The sequence below is a fragment of the Citrobacter sp. Awk 2 genome (genome assembly GCF_028069815.1).
GTDB lineage: Bacteria > Pseudomonadota > Gammaproteobacteria > Enterobacterales > Enterobacteriaceae > Citrobacter.
Genome location: NZ_JANEWL010000012.1, coordinates 1 through 15372, shown reverse-complemented (window position 1 = coordinate 15372; position 15372 = coordinate 1). Strand labels below are relative to the sequence as shown.

At 50.6% G+C, this 15372-nt stretch carries 11 protein-coding genes; 7 read left to right on the top strand and 4 right to left on the bottom strand.

The window, feature by feature from the left end; genetic code table 11:
- Positions 1-101 precede the first annotated feature (101 nt).
- Positions 102-1571 (top strand): lysine-specific permease, encoded by a 1470-nt coding sequence (lysP, locus tag NNO02_RS05390; RefSeq protein ID WP_137383673.1) that lies wholly within the window; start codon positions 102-104, stop codon positions 1569-1571.
- Positions 1572-2270: 699 nt separating this feature from the next.
- On the opposite strand, the gene NNO02_RS05385 is transcribed toward lysP, so the two are convergent.
- Both NNO02_RS05385 and fghA read right to left on the bottom strand, forming a co-directional pair.
- A complete protein-coding gene (locus tag NNO02_RS05385) occupies positions 2271-4256 on the bottom strand; it encodes a ligand-gated channel protein (RefSeq protein WP_271454354.1) in 1986 nt (661 codons plus the stop codon).
- Between the two features lie 274 nt (positions 4257-4530).
- On the bottom strand, positions 4531-5370 hold the full coding sequence (gene fghA / locus NNO02_RS05380; RefSeq protein WP_271454353.1) for an S-formylglutathione hydrolase: 840 nt from the start codon (positions 5368-5370) through the stop codon (positions 4531-4533).
- Between the two features lie 321 nt (positions 5371-5691).
- Between fghA and folE the strand changes: the two genes are divergently transcribed.
- The 6 genes from folE to mglC all read left to right on the top strand — a co-directional run bounded on the left by folE (position 5692) and on the right by mglC (position 12610).
- Positions 5692-6360 (top strand): GTP cyclohydrolase I FolE, encoded by a 669-nt coding sequence (folE, locus tag NNO02_RS05375; RefSeq protein WP_003027410.1) that lies wholly within the window; start codon positions 5692-5694, stop codon positions 6358-6360.
- 14 nt (positions 6361-6374) lie between these two features.
- Positions 6375-7532, top strand: a complete 1158-nt coding sequence (yeiB, locus tag NNO02_RS05370; RefSeq protein ID WP_271454352.1) for a DUF418 domain-containing protein YeiB — start codon at positions 6375-6377, stop codon at positions 7530-7532.
- 143 nt (positions 7533-7675) lie between these two features.
- Positions 7676-8698 carry an HTH-type transcriptional regulator GalS gene (gene galS / locus NNO02_RS05365; RefSeq protein ID WP_271440065.1) on the top strand — a complete coding sequence of 341 codons (1023 nt, stop codon included), beginning with the start codon at positions 7676-7678 and terminating at the stop codon, positions 8696-8698.
- Between the two features lie 295 nt (positions 8699-8993).
- Positions 8994-9992, top strand: a complete 999-nt coding sequence (mglB, locus tag NNO02_RS05360) for a galactose/glucose ABC transporter substrate-binding protein MglB (protein ID WP_043016958.1) — start codon at positions 8994-8996, stop codon at positions 9990-9992.
- A gap of 71 nt (positions 9993-10063) precedes the next feature.
- Positions 10064-11584, top strand: coding sequence for a galactose/methyl galactoside ABC transporter ATP-binding protein MglA (gene mglA, locus NNO02_RS05355; RefSeq protein WP_048211171.1), 1521 nt, complete (start codon positions 10064-10066; stop codon positions 11582-11584).
- A gap of 15 nt (positions 11585-11599) precedes the next feature.
- Positions 11600-12610 (top strand): galactose/methyl galactoside ABC transporter permease MglC, encoded by a 1011-nt coding sequence (mglC, locus tag NNO02_RS05350; RefSeq protein ID WP_005129205.1) that lies wholly within the window; start codon positions 11600-11602, stop codon positions 12608-12610.
- A 58-nt stretch (positions 12611-12668) separates the two neighbouring features.
- Here the strand turns inward: mglC and preA are convergent, their stop codons facing one another.
- On the bottom strand, positions 12669-13904 hold the full coding sequence (gene preA, locus NNO02_RS05345; protein WP_271454351.1) for an NAD-dependent dihydropyrimidine dehydrogenase subunit PreA: 1236 nt from the start codon (positions 13902-13904) through the stop codon (positions 12669-12671).
- A complete protein-coding gene (locus NNO02_RS05340; RefSeq protein ID WP_271454350.1) occupies positions 13898-15139 on the bottom strand; it encodes an NAD(P)-dependent oxidoreductase in 1242 nt (413 codons plus the stop codon). The genes preA and NNO02_RS05340 overlap by 7 nt, the downstream gene beginning before the upstream one ends.
- Positions 15140-15372: the final 233 nt, after the last annotated feature.

Here is a 15372-nt window from a genome sequence, read left to right as displayed (position 1 = left end):
GCCAGTCATGAAGGTCTCTTATAACTGCGCATTTGTGCCGGAAGAATGCCATTTCGTCTGCTACAATCGCGCCTCATTTTTTGGATGGATAGCATTTTCACATGGTTTCCGAAACTAAAACCACAGAAGCGCCCACGCTACGCCGTGAACTGAAGGCGCGTCACCTGACGATGATCGCCATTGGCGGTTCCATCGGTACGGGTCTTTTCGTTGCATCTGGTGCAACTATTTCTGCGGCGGGTCCTGGCGGCGCGCTGTTTTCCTATATTCTGATTGGCCTGATGGTGTACTTCCTGATGACCAGTCTCGGTGAGCTGGCAGCCTATATGCCGGTTTCCGGTTCGTTCTCTACCTACGGTCAGAACTATGTAGAAGAAGGCTTTGGCTTCGCGCTCGGCTGGAACTACTGGTACAACTGGGCGGTAACTATCGCCGTGGACCTGGTGGCCGCACAATTGGTCATGAGCTGGTGGTTCCCGGATACGCCAGGCTGGATCTGGAGTGCGCTGTTCCTTGGCGTTATCTTCCTGCTGAACTACATTTCGGTACGTGGATTTGGCGAAGCAGAGTATTGGTTCTCACTGATCAAAGTTACCACCGTGATTATCTTCATCGTGGTTGGCGTGATGATGATTATCGGTATCTTCAAAGGTGCTCAACCGGTGGGTTGGAGTAACTGGACGACAGGTGATGCCCCCTTTGCTGGCGGTTTTGCTGCCATGATTGGTGTGGCGATGATCGTCGGCTTCTCCTTCCAGGGGACCGAGTTGATTGGTATCGCCGCGGGCGAATCTGAAGATCCAGAGAAGAACATTCCGCGCGCGGTGCGCCAGGTATTCTGGCGAATCCTGCTGTTTTATGTGTTCGCGATTTTGATTATCAGCCTGATTATCCCGTATACCGATCCGAGCCTGCTGCGCAATGATGTAAAAGATATCAGCGTCAGCCCGTTCACGCTGGTATTCCAGCACGCGGGTCTGCTGTCTGCGGCAGCGGTGATGAACGCCGTTATCCTGACGGCGGTGCTGTCGGCGGGTAATTCCGGCATGTATGCATCAACACGTATGCTCTACACCCTGGCATGTGACGGTAAAGCGCCGCGTATTTTCTCTAAACTGTCTCGTGGCGGTGTACCGCGTAACGCGCTGTATGCAACGACTGTCGTGGCAGGTCTGTGCTTCCTGACATCCATGTTTGGTAACCAGACTGTGTACCTGTGGCTGTTGAACACCTCCGGGATGACGGGCTTTATCGCCTGGCTGGGAATTGCAATTAGCCACTATCGTTTCCGTCGTGGTTATGTGTTGCAGGGCCATGATATTAAGGATCTGCCGTATCGTTCTGGCTTCTTCCCTCTGGGGCCGATCTTTGCCTTTGTCCTGTGCCTGATAATCACCCTGGGGCAAAACTATGAAGCGTTCCTGAAAGATACCATTGACTGGGGCGGCGTAATGGCAACCTATATTGGTATTCCGCTGTTCCTGATCATCTGGTTTGGCTATAAGCTGACCAAAGGAACCCGTTTCGTTCGTTACAGCGAAATGCACTTTCCGAAACGTGTGAAGAAGTAATCTTGTACCTGATGGTACCGCGCTTATCCGACCTACGTAAGATAGTGTAGGTCGGGTAAGCCCTCCGTGCTGCCATCCGGCAGACAATAACCCTCCTCCGGCACTCACGCTGTTCAGTTAACATTTTAGTTTCAGAAAGCATCAACATGTGTTGGCGGGGTAATGAACATGCTCTCTCTGAGAAAGGGTTCCGTTCACCTCATGTTCATCGCTTCTCTGTACACTGAACGCCTGTGAACGTGTTAAGGGTGCTATCGCGCACCCTTAACAATCCCGGCTCCCGGCACGCCTGACCACCTGTATTTTTATTTGAACATGTTTGAACAGCAAAACAGATTTAACTGAAAGTCAGAGAGTTGAAGCGACACCCTGGTCCGGCTGAAAATCGATGAGGCGTTGACGGCTGACCGGGGCTGCCCGCAGGGATGCGGGCAGAGGGGACGGCCTGCAGGGACGCTGGCTCGACCCCGACCCGACAGGCAGACGGCATAAGACGAATAGCTCGCGCAGCGACGATTTTCCGTGCCGGGAGCCTGGGTTGCAAGGGAGGCGGCGGTGAGCCTCCCTTGCACGTTCACGGGTATCTGTGATTCAAAGAAGTGATACCGTTGAAGTGAACGGAACCCCGTAGCGGAATAAAATGTTCTCCATACATGCTTAACTAACAGGCATTAGACCGGGGTTTTTATTGTCCAAAACTTAGAAGTTGTAAGTCAGGCCAACAGTGTAGCGACGACCATCAAGCACGGTGTCATAGGTATCGTAATCAATCTGTTTATCCAGCACGTTATACACGCCAGCAGTAAGCAGCACATCTTTGGTCGCGTAGTAACGCATACCGATATCGACCTGGGTATAGGAAGGGGTGCCTTGCGCCATGGAGGTACGGCTCAGGTACTCTGACGTTTTACCGCGCAGATTCAGACGGCTCCAGAAACCGAGATCCTGCGTTGCCTGCCAGTCCAGCGTGGTGTTAAACATATGCTTTGGCATTTTGTTTAATGGCTGACCGGAGAACTGACCGCTTTTCTGTTCAGATTCAGTGTAGGTATAGTTCGCTGTCCAGTTGATGTCGGAGGTCATTTTCCAACCGAAGGTGGATTCGACGCCGCGCATGTTGGCTTTATCTACGTTAACCCGATCGCTGACAAAGTCGTAATGGGTACTGCCAATAGTACAAGCCGGATCGGCGCTGCTGTTACAGCGACGCACTTCGGTGATTTTGTTTTTGAAGTCGGTATTGAACAGCGTGACGCCCGCATTGAGGTCATTGCCGTTATCCCACAGTAAACCGATCTCTTCGCTCAGGCTTTTTTCTGGTTTCAGAGCCGGGTTGCCGACGATGATACCGTTCAGACGACCGCCACCGGTCACTTGCCCCCAGCTTGCGGATGACTGGCGCAGGTCCGGTGCACGATAGCCCGCAGAAACACCGCCTTTTAAGGTCCACTGATCGCTCAGGTGCCATACGCCATAGCCGCGCGGCGTCCAGTTGTCACCGTAGTTTTCATCTTTATCCATACGCAGACCACCGGTCAGCGTGAAAGTATCGGTAACCGCCCATTCGTCTTCGGCAAACAGTGCCCAGCTCCAGCGGGTCAATTTGTTCAGACCGTCAGCAGCCTGCAGTTGGTTGCCGTTATCGCGCAGTTTTTCATAACGGTATTGCCCGCCAACTGTCAGGGTGTGCGCCCCGAGGAAGACCTGGTTCTGGTTATTGAAGATCGTATTGTAGGATTTCATCTGACGACCAGGGTTTTTGGTCTCTTCCTGCTGAACATAGCTGGTGCTGTTGAAATCGTCGTAATAACCGCTGTGGGTTAATGAATACGTTGTGTGTTCATAACGGTTGTAGCTTTTGCTGTTTGGCTTACAAACACCGTTACGGCAGTTTTCTGCCGCCATCGATTCGCCCGGCGTGCTGTTGCGATCCTGTAGTTCATGCGCGACATCGAAGTCGATGTCATTTTTATCATCCGGGGTGAAGTTGAGGGTGAGTCCGCCGTTGCGCAGGCGCTGTTCATTGTAACCATTGACTATCTTATCTTCTCCGCGATGGGAGAACAGCCCGGTCACTTTTGCGCCGAGTAGCCCGTCGATCAGTGGTCCGGACGCGTAGGCATTTGTCTGGTAAAGGTCACCGGAGTCCCGATCTTCCTGGAAGGTGGCGTCGCCATGCAGGGAGCCGGTCCAGGCTTTGGTATTCGAGACTTTTTTGGTGATCACGTTAATCACGCCGCCCATGGCATCAGAGCCGTACAGCGACGACATCGGGCCGCGGATCACTTCGATACGTTCGATGGATTCCAGTGGCGGCAGCCAGCCTTGCTCAATACCCGCGTTGTCGCTGTTCGGGCGCGTACCGCGTGTGCTGATACGTTTGCCGTTAACCAGGAAGAGCGTGTATTGCGAGGCCATACCGCGGATGCTGATATCACTGCTGCTACCGCCGCCGGTCACAACAACACCAGGGACGTCTTTCAGTGCATCGGTCACATCGCGATACGCTTTATCTTCGATCTGCTGCTTGGTAATAACCGAAATGGAGGCGGGGGCATCCTGAATTTTTTGCTCAAACCCGGTGGCGGTGACGACCACGGTATCCTGGTCGGCGGCATAGACGAGTGATGGGAGACTCGCGACGCATACTGCGGCGGCTACAGCCTTAACGTGAGGTATAGTCATTTGTATCATTCCATTTAAATGAATCTAACTGCGTGTCATGTGAAAGGCCATGACAATTGTATGTATTTGTCTTTTAAGGACTCTTTTCAGTAAAGAAGCGGGGGGATTGTACAAAAGTATGAATTTTTGTAAACACAAATGATAATAGAAATCATTTGTGTTTGATATAAAATTTGGGGAAGTGTTTATAAAATCAATGAGATAGCGGCGAAATAAAAATGGATAAAAAGTGAAGGAATAATGGAGAAACCAAGAGGGCTTGCGCCCTCGAAGGCTACTTCAGCAGCAGATACTGGGCGTGGAAACGCAGGTGATCTTCAATAAACGATGCAATGAAGTAATAGCTATGATCATAGCCAGGCTGAATGCGTAATGTCATCGGCCATGCAGTCTGACGGGCGGTTTCGGCCAGGACTGCGGGTTGCAGCTGGTCGGCGAGAAACTGATCGCTATCCCCCTGATCAATAAGCGTTGGGATCGCATCTTCTGGTTTGCTGGCCAGCATCAGCGCACAGCTGTCCCATTCCGCCCACCGTGATTTATCCTCACCCAGATAGGCGCTAAAGGCTTTCTCACCCCACGGTACGCGACATGGATTGACGATGGGGGCGAAGGCAGAAACGCTGGTGTATTTGCCAGGATTTTTCAGTGCCATGATCAGTGCACCATGCCCCCCCATTGAGTGCCCACTGATGGCGCAGCGATCGCTGACGTTAAACTGTGACTGAATGAGTGCTGGCAGCTCATCACGCATATAGTCATACATGCGGAAATGTGAGGCCCACGGTTGTTGCGTGGCATTGAGATAAAATCCGGCACCCTGGCCTAAATCGTAGCCTTCATCATTGGCGACCTGTTCCCCACGCGGGCTGGTATCAGGCATCACCAGAACGATGCCCAGTTCAGCCGCAATACGTTGTGCTCCGGCTTTAGTGGTGAAGTTTTCATCATTGCAGGTCAAGCCTGACAGCCAGTACAGCACCGGAGGCGGGGTGTTATCCCGGGGTGGTGGAAGAAAAATACTGAAGGTCATGGTGCAATTTAGCGTGGTGGAGTCATGACGCCAGCGTTGCTGCCAGCCTTCAAAACAGCGGTGCTCTTCAAGCATTTCCATGCGTGGCTCCTTATTGTGTTGAACCTGAATGTGTTTGCGAACTCACCATAATACAGATTATTCATTGCACTGTGAGTAACTTTCACTTCCGCATTGAGCAAACATACTTCATCATCTATATAACTTTACATTAACACTCGAATTCACCCGGTTGAACGACGTATGAAATCTGTGTGCTAAAAGGCAGCACCAATTTCAATAATTATCGCGGCGAATACTGGATTATGTGCGCCGCCTCACGCACAATGTTCTGGCTGTGACACAGCCTAAAAACTTTGCCCCACGCAGGGCAGAGGCGCCCCACCTGCAGGAGAAAAAGAAATGTCATCACTCAGTAAAGAAGCGGCCCTGGTTCATGAAGCGCTGGTCGCGCGTGGTCTTGAAACACCGCTACGCCCGCCCGTGCAAGAGATGGATAATGAAACGCGCAAACGTCTTATCTCCGGTCATATGACCGAGATTATGCAATTGCTCAATCTTGATTTGAGCGATGACAGTCTGATGGAAACGCCACATCGCATCGCAAAAATGTATGTCGATGAGATTTTCTCCGGCCTCGATTACGCCAATTTCCCTAAAATCACCGTCATTGAAAATAAGATGAAAGTGGATGAGATGGTCACGGTTCGCGATATCACGCTGACCAGCACCTGCGAACATCACTTCGTCACGATTGATGGCAAAGCGACGGTGGCCTATATTCCGAAAGATTCGGTCATCGGTCTGTCGAAGATTAACCGCATTGTGCAATTCTTCGCCCAGCGCCCACAGGTCCAGGAACGGCTGACTCAGCAAATACTCACCGCGCTGCAAACGCTGCTCGGGACGAATAATGTGGCGGTTTCAATTGATGCTGTGCATTACTGCGTGAAAGCGCGTGGTATCCGTGATGCGACCAGCGCCACCACCACTACCTCGCTTGGCGGATTGTTTAAGTCCAGCCAGAATACGCGTCAGGAATTCCTGCGCGCCGTGCGTCACCACAACTGATCAGGGCAGGGGCCATGGAGCGTAATGTCACGCTGGATTTTATTCGTGGCGTCGCCATCCTCGGCATCCTGCTTCTCAATATTAGCGCCTTTGGTCTGCCAAAGGCGGCCTATCTGAATCCTGCCTGGTACGGCAACATTACCCCGTCAGATGCCTGGACCTGGGCTGTGCTTGATCTCTTTGCGCAGGTGAAATTCCTCACGCTGTTTGCGCTGCTGTTTGGCGCGGGTTTGCAGATGCTGCTACCGCGAGGCAAACGTTGGATCCAGTCGCGACTCACTTTGCTGGTTCTGCTGGGGTTTATTCACGGTTTGCTGTTCTGGGATGGCGATATCCTGCTGGCGTATGGCCTCATCGGGTTGATTTGCTGGCGGTTGGTTCGTGATGCCCCTTCAGTCAAAAGTCTGTTTAACACTGGCGTGTTGCTCTATCTGGTGGGCGTTGGTGTGCTGTTACTGCTGGGGTTTATCTCCGGAAGTGAGACCAGTCGGGCCTGGACACCGGATGCTTCTGCGTTGCTGTATGAGAAATACTGGAAAATTAACGGCGGTATGGAAGCGGTCAGCAATCGCGTAGATATGCTGTCAGACAGCTTACTGGCGCTGGGGGCACAGTACGGCTGGCAGTTGGCGGGGATGATGTTGCTGGGCGCGGCATTGATGCGCAGCGGTTGGCTGAAAGGGCAGTACAGCTTGCAGCACTATCGACGTACCGGCGCGCTATTGGTCATTATTGGCATTGCGATTAACCTGCCTGCTATCGTTGCACAGTGGCATCTGGATTGGGCATATCGCTGGTGCGCTTTTCTGTTGCAGGCCCCGCGTGAGCTGGGCGCGCCGTTTCAGACAATTGGCTATGCCGCGTTGCTGTTTGGTTTCTGGCCTCAGCTTAGCCGTTTAAAATGGGTTGTTGCGATAGCCTGCGTTGGACGCATGGCACTGACTAACTATCTGTTACAAACCTTAATTTGTACCACGCTGTTTTATCAATTCGGCTTATTTATGAAATATGACCGACTGGCGCTGCTGTTATTTGTCATTCCGGTCTGGGCCGTTAACCTGCTTTTCTCCGTCATTTGGTTGCGTTTTTACCGGCAAGGCCCGGTAGAATGGCTATGGCGTCAATTAACCCTGCGTGCGTCAGGGACATCATTACCGCGAACATCCAGATAACGATCTGGATCACATTCATTAACAAAATGGATGTAAGCGCTTTCATTCCTGTGACATCACTCACGCAGTCCGTTTCGTTGTGCTGACAAAATACACAGCCTGGGGTGTCTGCGGGTAACCGCATCTTAAACAGGGCAGTGAATATGGTAACCATACGTGATGTGGCACGGCAGTCTGGCGTTTCGGTTGCGACTGTTTCCCGCGTACTCAACAACAGCGCACTGGTGAGTCCTGACACGCGTGAAGCGGTAATGAAAGCAGTGACTCAGCTCGGCTATCGCCCAAACGCCAATGCACAAGCGCTGGCGACGCAGGTGAGCGACACGATTGGTGTCGTGGTGATGGATGTATCAGACGCATTTTTTGGCGCGCTGGTCAAAGCCGTGGACCTGGTTGCCCAGCAGCATCAGAAGTACGTCCTGATAGGCAACAGCTACCACGAAGCTGAAAAAGAACGTCACGCCATTGAGGTACTGATTCGTCAGCGTTGTAACGCACTGATTGTTCACTCGAAAGCGTTGAGCGATCGCGAGCTGGCGGAGTTTATGGATCAGATCCCCGGTATGGTGCTGATCAACCGCATTGTGCCGGGCTATGCGCATCGCTGCGTCTGTCTGGATAATATTAGTGGCGCTAAAATGGCAACCCGCATGCTGCTGAATAATGGGCATCAACGTATTGGTTACCTGGCATCAAGTCACCGCATTGAGGACGACGCAATGCGTAAAGAAGGGTGGCTAAGTGCCCTGAAAGAACAGGGTGTTACTCCTGCCGACAGCTGGATAGGTACTGGTTCACCGGATATGCAGGGCGGAGAGTCCGCCATGGTGGAACTGCTGGGACGCAACCTGCAACTGACGGCTGTCTTCGCTTACAACGACAATATGGCCGCTGGCGCGCTAACGGCGCTAAAAGACAACGGCATCGCCATTCCATTACATCTGTCTATCATTGGTTTCGACGATATTCCCATCGCACGTTACACCGACCCGCAGCTGACAACGGTGCGCTATCCTATTGCTTCTATGGCAAAAATGGCCACCGAGCTTGCGCTACAAGGCGCGGCGGGAACGCTGGATCCTGATGCAACACATTGCTTTATGCCGACACTGGTGCGGCGCCATTCTGTGGCTTTGCGGCAGAATGCGGCACCGATCACTAACTGATAATGTCGGGCTATGTAACCGCTTTCAATATGTGAGTAAATTCACAGTATCTTAACAATGCGATAGCTATGATGACACTGTTTGCTGCGCTGTAACTACTATGTAACGGTGAATAATCACTTTCATCGAGGTATAGGCGTCTTAAACAAAAATTAAAGCCTGTTTTTGGAGCGTTGCCAGACACGGAAGAAATATTTTTAAAAGTGAGCTTCGGCGTTCAGTAACACTTCAGTAACGTTCTGCCTGCCGAGCATTTATCTCAAGCACTACCCTGCATAATAAAACCGGAGATACCATGAATAAGAAGGTGTTGACCCTGTCTGCTGTAATGGCAAGCATGTTATTCGGCGCGGCTGCGCACGCTGCTGATACCCGCATTGGTGTGACTATCTATAAATATGACGATAACTTTATGTCTGTGGTACGTAAGGCTATTGAAAAAGATGCCAAAGCGGCACCGGATGTACAGTTGCTGATGAATGACTCGCAAAACGATCAGTCCAAACAGAACGATCAGATTGATGTGTTGTTGGCAAAAGGCGTTAAAGCACTGGCCATCAACCTGGTTGACCCGGCAGCAGCAGGAACGGTAATTGAAAAAGCACGTGGTCAGAACGTACCGATTGTATTCTTCAACAAAGAGCCTTCCCGTAAAGCGCTGGACAGCTATGACAAAGCCTATTACGTCGGTACTGACTCCAAAGAGTCCGGGATTATTCAGGGTGATTTGATTGCCAAGCACTGGGCCGCTAACCCGAACTGGGATCTGAATAAAGACGGCAAAATTCAGTTTGTTCTGCTGAAAGGCGAACCGGGACACCCTGATGCTGAAGCACGTACGACCTACGTGATTAAAGAGCTGAACGACAAAGGCATTAAAACTGAGCAGTTGCAGTTAGATACCGCAATGTGGGATACCGCTCAGGCGAAAGATAAAATGGATGCGTGGATGTCTGGTCCTAACGCAAACAAAATTGAAGTGGTTATCGCCAACAATGACGCCATGGCGATGGGCGCAGTTGAAGCGCTGAAAGCGCACAACAAAACCAGCGTCCCGGTATTTGGCGTCGATGCGCTGCCTGAAGCGCTGGCTCTGGTGAAATCTGGTGCCATGGCCGGTACCGTGCTGAACGATGCAAACAACCAGGCGAAAGCGACCTTTGATCTGGCGAGAAACCTGGCTGATGGCAAAGGCGCGGCAGACGGTACCAACTGGAAAATTGAGAACAAAATTGTTCGCGTTCCATATGTCGGTGTCGATAAAGATAATCTGGCAGAGTTCACCAACAAATAAATACTCCGTCTGTGGGCGCAATTTCATTGCGCCCTTAATTACGCACTCTGCAAGGCCAACAAGGTATAATTATGGTCAGCACTAATACTCAGTCGTCAGGCGAATACTTGTTGGAAATGAGCGGCATCAACAAGTCCTTTCCCGGCGTTAAGGCTCTTGATAATGTCAATTTAAAAGTCCGCCCACATTCTATTCATGCTCTGATGGGCGAGAATGGCGCTGGAAAGTCAACATTATTAAAATGTCTTTTTGGGATCTATCAAAAAGATTCCGGTAGTATTTTATTTCAGGGTAAAGAAATCGATTTTCATTCTGCTAAAGAAGCGCTTGAGAATGGTATTTCAATGGTACACCAGGAATTAAACCTGGTATTACAACGTTCTGTAATGGACAACATGTGGCTGGGGCGCTATCCCACCAAAGGTATGTTTGTCGATCAGGAAAAAATGTACCGCGATACCAAAGCGATTTTCGATGAACTGGATATTGATATCGATCCGCGTGCGCGTGTCGGAACATTATCTGTTTCGCAAATGCAGATGATTGAAATTGCCAAAGCATTTTCGTATGACGCCAAAATCGTCATTATGGATGAACCGACCTCATCGTTAACCGAGAAAGAGGTTAATCATCTGTTTACCATCATCCGTAAGCTGAAAGAGCGTGGGTGTGGGATTGTGTATATTTCTCACAAAATGGAAGAAATCTTTCAACTGTGTGATGAAATTACCGTGCTACGCGATGGCCAATGGATTGCGACCCAGCCGCTGGAAGGGCTGGACATGGATAAGATCATCGCCATGATGGTAGGACGCTCACTGAACCAACGTTTCCCGGACAAAGAGAACAAGCCGGGAGAAGTGATTCTGGAAGTGCGTAACCTGACTTCTCTGCGTCAGCCGTCGATTCGTGATATCTCTTTTGATCTCCATAAAGGGGAAATTCTCGGCATTGCCGGTCTGGTTGGCGCGAAACGCACCGATATCGTTGAAACGTTGTTTGGCATTCGTGAGAAATCATCGGGCACGATTACGCTCCACGGCAAAAAAATCAATAACCACAGCGCGAATGAAGCGATTAACCATGGTTTTGCGCTGGTCACCGAAGAGCGTCGCTCAACCGGTATTTATGCCTATCTGGACATTGGTTTTAACTCGTTAATCTCCAATATCCAGAACTATAAAAATAAAGTCGGCCTGCTGGATAATTCCCGCATGAAGAGCGATACCCAGTGGGTAATTGACTCGATGAGGGTAAAAACACCAGGGCATCGTACGCAAATTGGTTCGCTTTCTGGCGGTAATCAGCAAAAGGTGGTCATTGGCCGTTGGTTGTTAACGCAGCCTGAAATCCTGATGCTGGATGAACCGACACGCGGTATCGATGTTGGTGCAAAGTTTGAGATTTATCAGTTGATTGCTGAACTGGCGAAAAAAGGAAAGGGGATCATCATTATTTCCTCTGAAATGCCGGAGTTGTTAGGTATTACCGATCGTATTCTGGTGATGAGCAATGGCCTCGTCGCGGGAATTGTTGAAACCAAAACCACAACGCAAAACGAAATCCTCCGTCTTGCGTCTTTGCACCTTTAAGATTAGGGGCTCCTCATGAGTGCGTTAAATAAGAAAAGTTTTCTTACTTACCTGAAAGAAGGCGGAATTTACGTTGTTCTTTTGGTTTTGCTGGCAATTATTATTTTCCAGGATCCCACTTTCTTAAGTTTACTGAACCTGAGTAATATTCTGACGCAATCCTCGGTGCGTATTATTATCGCGTTGGGGGTTGCCGGGCTGATTGTTACGCAAGGGACGGACCTGTCAGCAGGGCGCCAGGTTGGCCTGGCGGCGGTCGTTGCAGCAACCTTGCTGCAGTCGATGGAGAACGCCAACAAGGTGTTCCCGGAAATGGCGACGATGCCCATTATTGTGGTCGTGCTGATTGTCTGCGTTATCGGTGCTGTCATCGGTCTGGTAAACGGTATCATCATTGCTTATCTGAATGTGACGCCCTTTATTACCACCCTCGGTACGATGATTATCGTCTACGGTATTAACTCCCTGTATTACGACTTTGTTGGGGCATCGCCAATTTCTGGCTTTGACAGCGGGTTCTCAACCTTTGCGCAGGGCTTTATTGCGCTGGGTAGTTTCCGACTCTCCTACATTACTTTCTATGCTTTGATTGCCGTGGCCTTTGTTTGGGTGCTGTGGAACAAGACCCGTTTTGGTAAAAATATTTTCGCTATCGGCGGTAACCCCGAAGCGGCGAAAGTGTCCGGTGTAAACGTGGCGCTGAACCTGCTGATTATCTATGCGCTGTCTGGTGTGTTCTATGCCTTCGGTGGATTGCTGGAAGCAGGGCGTATCGGTTCTGCGACCAACAACCTCGGCTTTATGTACGAGCTGGATGCCATTGCGGCATGCGTGGTTGGCGGCGTGTCGTTCAGCGGTGGCGTGGGGACGGTTTTCGGCGTGGTGACCGGTGTGATTATCTTCACCGTCATCAACTACGGTCTGACCTACATCGGCGTGAACCCTTACTGGCAGTACATTATTAAGGGCGGCATCATCATCTTCGCCGTCGCGCTGGATTCGCTGAAATACGCACGTAAGAAGTAACGATTAAAACGCTAAAAGCCCGGCGCAGCGCAATCTGCACCGGGCTTTTTTGTGAGTGTTACAAGGTTAAAGTATGTGCTTTCTCGCCTGTTTTAAATTTCACCTCACCGAGATCGATACAGGCTACCGGGCAAACGTGACCGCACAGCAAGCAGCCCACGCATTTTTCCGTGTTGCAGTGCGGTGTACGGGTCTCCTCATTCCATTCCATCGCCTGGTGCCCTCCGTCATAGCAGGAGATGTAGCAGCGGCCACAGCCCACACATTTTTCGAGATTGATATGCGGATAGACGATGTAGCTACGGTCAAGTTCCTCTGCGGGGATGATATTGGTATTGGCGAGACCAACCATCTCCTCCAGTGAATCAAATCCTTGATCGGCGAGGTAATGTGACAGCCCGCTGGTCATATCCTCCACGATTCGGTAGCCATACTGCATGATCCCGGTGGTTACCTGCAGCGTGGCAGCACCCAACAGCAGAAACTCGGCGGCATCCTCCCAGGTTTCAATCCCCCCAATGCCGCTAATCGGGAAATCGCGCAGTTCAGGGTGCATACGCAGTTGCTGAATAAAGCGCAGAGCGATAGGTTTCACGGCCTTGCCGGAGTAACCAGAGATACTGGATTTACCGTTGACGACCGGCATCCCGATTTTGCGCTTCAGGTCAATATTGGTGATGGATTTAACCGTATTGATGGTCGCGATACCGTCAGCACCTCCGCGCTTAGCTGCCAGCGCCACCTCACACATATCACCAATATTTGGTGTCATTTTAGCCAGCATTGGTAAGGCTGAGCCGCGTTTAACTGCCCGACAATACTTTTCGACCAGCTCAGGACTTTGCCCGACATCGCTGCCCATGGCATGTGAGGTCATTTGCGGACACGAGAAGTTGCATTCGATCATGTCTGCACCCGCCTCTTCAACCAGGCGAGCCAGCTCCTGCCACTGTTCTTCGTTTTCACCCATGATCGACGCAATCAGGACCTTGTCAGGATAGTCCTGTTTCAGTCGGCGAATTGCGGCCAGATTCTCCTCCAGCGGATGTTCGGCAATTTGCTCCATGTTTTTGAAGCCGATAAAGCCGGTATCTTCTTTGGTCAGATGGTCAAAGCGTGGGGAGACTTCATTGGCAATAAAGAAACCGATTGTCTTAAAAACAATACCGCCCCAGCCGGTATCGTAGGCTTTGGCACACATCTCATAGCAGTTGCCCACCGGAGAAGAAGAGAGGCAGAACGGGTTGGGAAATTTGACGCCGCAAAAAGTAATAGAAAGATCTTTCGTTAACATGAGCAAGCTCCCTCTAAATAGTGATGAATGGCCTGAGCGGCTTCTTTTCCGGTTTTCACGGCGTATACAACGGTTTTATCGCCTTTAACAATATCGCCCGCGGCAAACATAACCGGATCGGCGGTTTGGTAATTGTGCGTATCGATAAGGTTGCGCTGTGGCTTTAACGCGGCGAAATCATCAAGCTGCGCATGTTGACCGACGGCAAGAATAATATGTTCGGCTTCAAGCGAGAGTTCTCCCGGCAGGCGTACGTGCTTAAAGGTGACGCGATTCCCACTAACCGCCACAGGCGTGAAACCGTCAATAATCGATACCCCTAACGCCTGGGTACTGTTGAACTCTTTTTCACTGGCAGGGAATTCGGCCAGTTCTTCACGCGCGACACAGGTGACTGACGGGCAGCCCAGCAGTTTCAGTGTGCTGGCGACATCCATTGCCACATCGCCACCGCCGATGATCAATGCGCTTTGTGCGACGGTAATATCGCCACCTGACTGCCGGGCCCGTTGCAGGAAGTCGACGGCAATTTCGACATTATTCGCGTGGTCAAACAGAGGCAACGTAGAACCGTAAGACATCCCTACGGTCACCAGTACGGCGCGGTATTCTGTTTTGAGTTGCTCAAGGGAGAGGGCATTACCCACTTCACAATGGCATCTGATGGTTACGCCCATTTCCACGATACGGGCAATCTCATTATCTAAAACCGTCTGTGGCAGACGAAACTCTGGAATGCCGTAACGCAACCAGCCGCCTGGCTGGGCCTGCTTTTCGAAGAGGGTGACGTCATAGCCAAGATTACTCAGCGTTACGCTGGCCTGTAATCCGGCCGGACCCGCACCGATGATGGCGACCTTGCCCAGCGTTTTTGTTGCGGGATTATAGATTTTCATTGCGGTCTGCTGTTCAAAATCGGTAATAAATCGCTGCAGACGCGCAATATCGATAGGTTTATCAATTCCTGAACGTGTACATCCGCGCTGGCATAATTTTTCGGTTGGGCATACCCGGGCGCACACCGCACCGAGCGCATTATTTTCCCGGATAGTTTCAGCCGCGCCTTTAAAATTACGGAAATATATGGAACGAATAAATTTCCCTGGGTCGGTTTGCGCCGGGCAATCCTGACTACAGGGGGCATCGTGACATAATAAACAACGAGAAGCCTCTTTTATTGCTAATAATGGGGTGAAAGCCGGCGTGAGCTCATCCAGATAATTTTGTTGTGGCATATTTTCTTCCTTAATGCTTGAGTAAATTAAGGCAAACCGTTAATAACAAAATATAAAAAGTGAAAGGCTATTCTTAAGGCTAAGCACTGCAGGAAGAGTATTCTGTGAAAGGATTCACAAATAGAAGAAGGTGTGAGGGAAATGCTGACGGGCAGCATGAATCCCTTATAATGAAATGGTAACCGTTATCATAATATTAGTTATTCTCAAATACTAATATAAAGACAATATCG

Coding starts and splice junctions, on each gene's coding strand:
- mglB (WP_043016958.1), top strand. CDS start 8,994: ATGAATAAGAAGGTGTTGACCCTGTCTGCTGTAATGGCAAGCATGTTA.
- mglA (WP_048211171.1), top strand. CDS start 10,064: ATGGTCAGCACTAATACTCAGTCGTCAGGCGAATACTTGTTGGAAATG.
- preA (WP_271454351.1), bottom strand. CDS start 13,904: ATGTTAACGAAAGATCTTTCTATTACTTTTTGCGGCGTCAAATTTCCC.
- mglC (WP_005129205.1), top strand. CDS start 11,600: ATGAGTGCGTTAAATAAGAAAAGTTTTCTTACTTACCTGAAAGAAGGC.
- lysP (WP_137383673.1), top strand. CDS start 102: ATGGTTTCCGAAACTAAAACCACAGAAGCGCCCACGCTACGCCGTGAA.
- galS (WP_271440065.1), top strand. CDS start 7,676: ATGGTAACCATACGTGATGTGGCACGGCAGTCTGGCGTTTCGGTTGCG.
- NNO02_RS05385 (WP_271454354.1), bottom strand. CDS start 4,256: ATGACTATACCTCACGTTAAGGCTGTAGCCGCCGCAGTATGCGTCGCG.
- folE (WP_003027410.1), top strand. CDS start 5,692: ATGTCATCACTCAGTAAAGAAGCGGCCCTGGTTCATGAAGCGCTGGTC.
- yeiB (WP_271454352.1), top strand. CDS start 6,375: ATGGAGCGTAATGTCACGCTGGATTTTATTCGTGGCGTCGCCATCCTC.
- NNO02_RS05340 (WP_271454350.1), bottom strand. CDS start 15,139: ATGCCACAACAAAATTATCTGGATGAGCTCACGCCGGCTTTCACCCCA.
- fghA (WP_271454353.1), bottom strand. CDS start 5,370: ATGGAAATGCTTGAAGAGCACCGCTGTTTTGAAGGCTGGCAGCAACGC.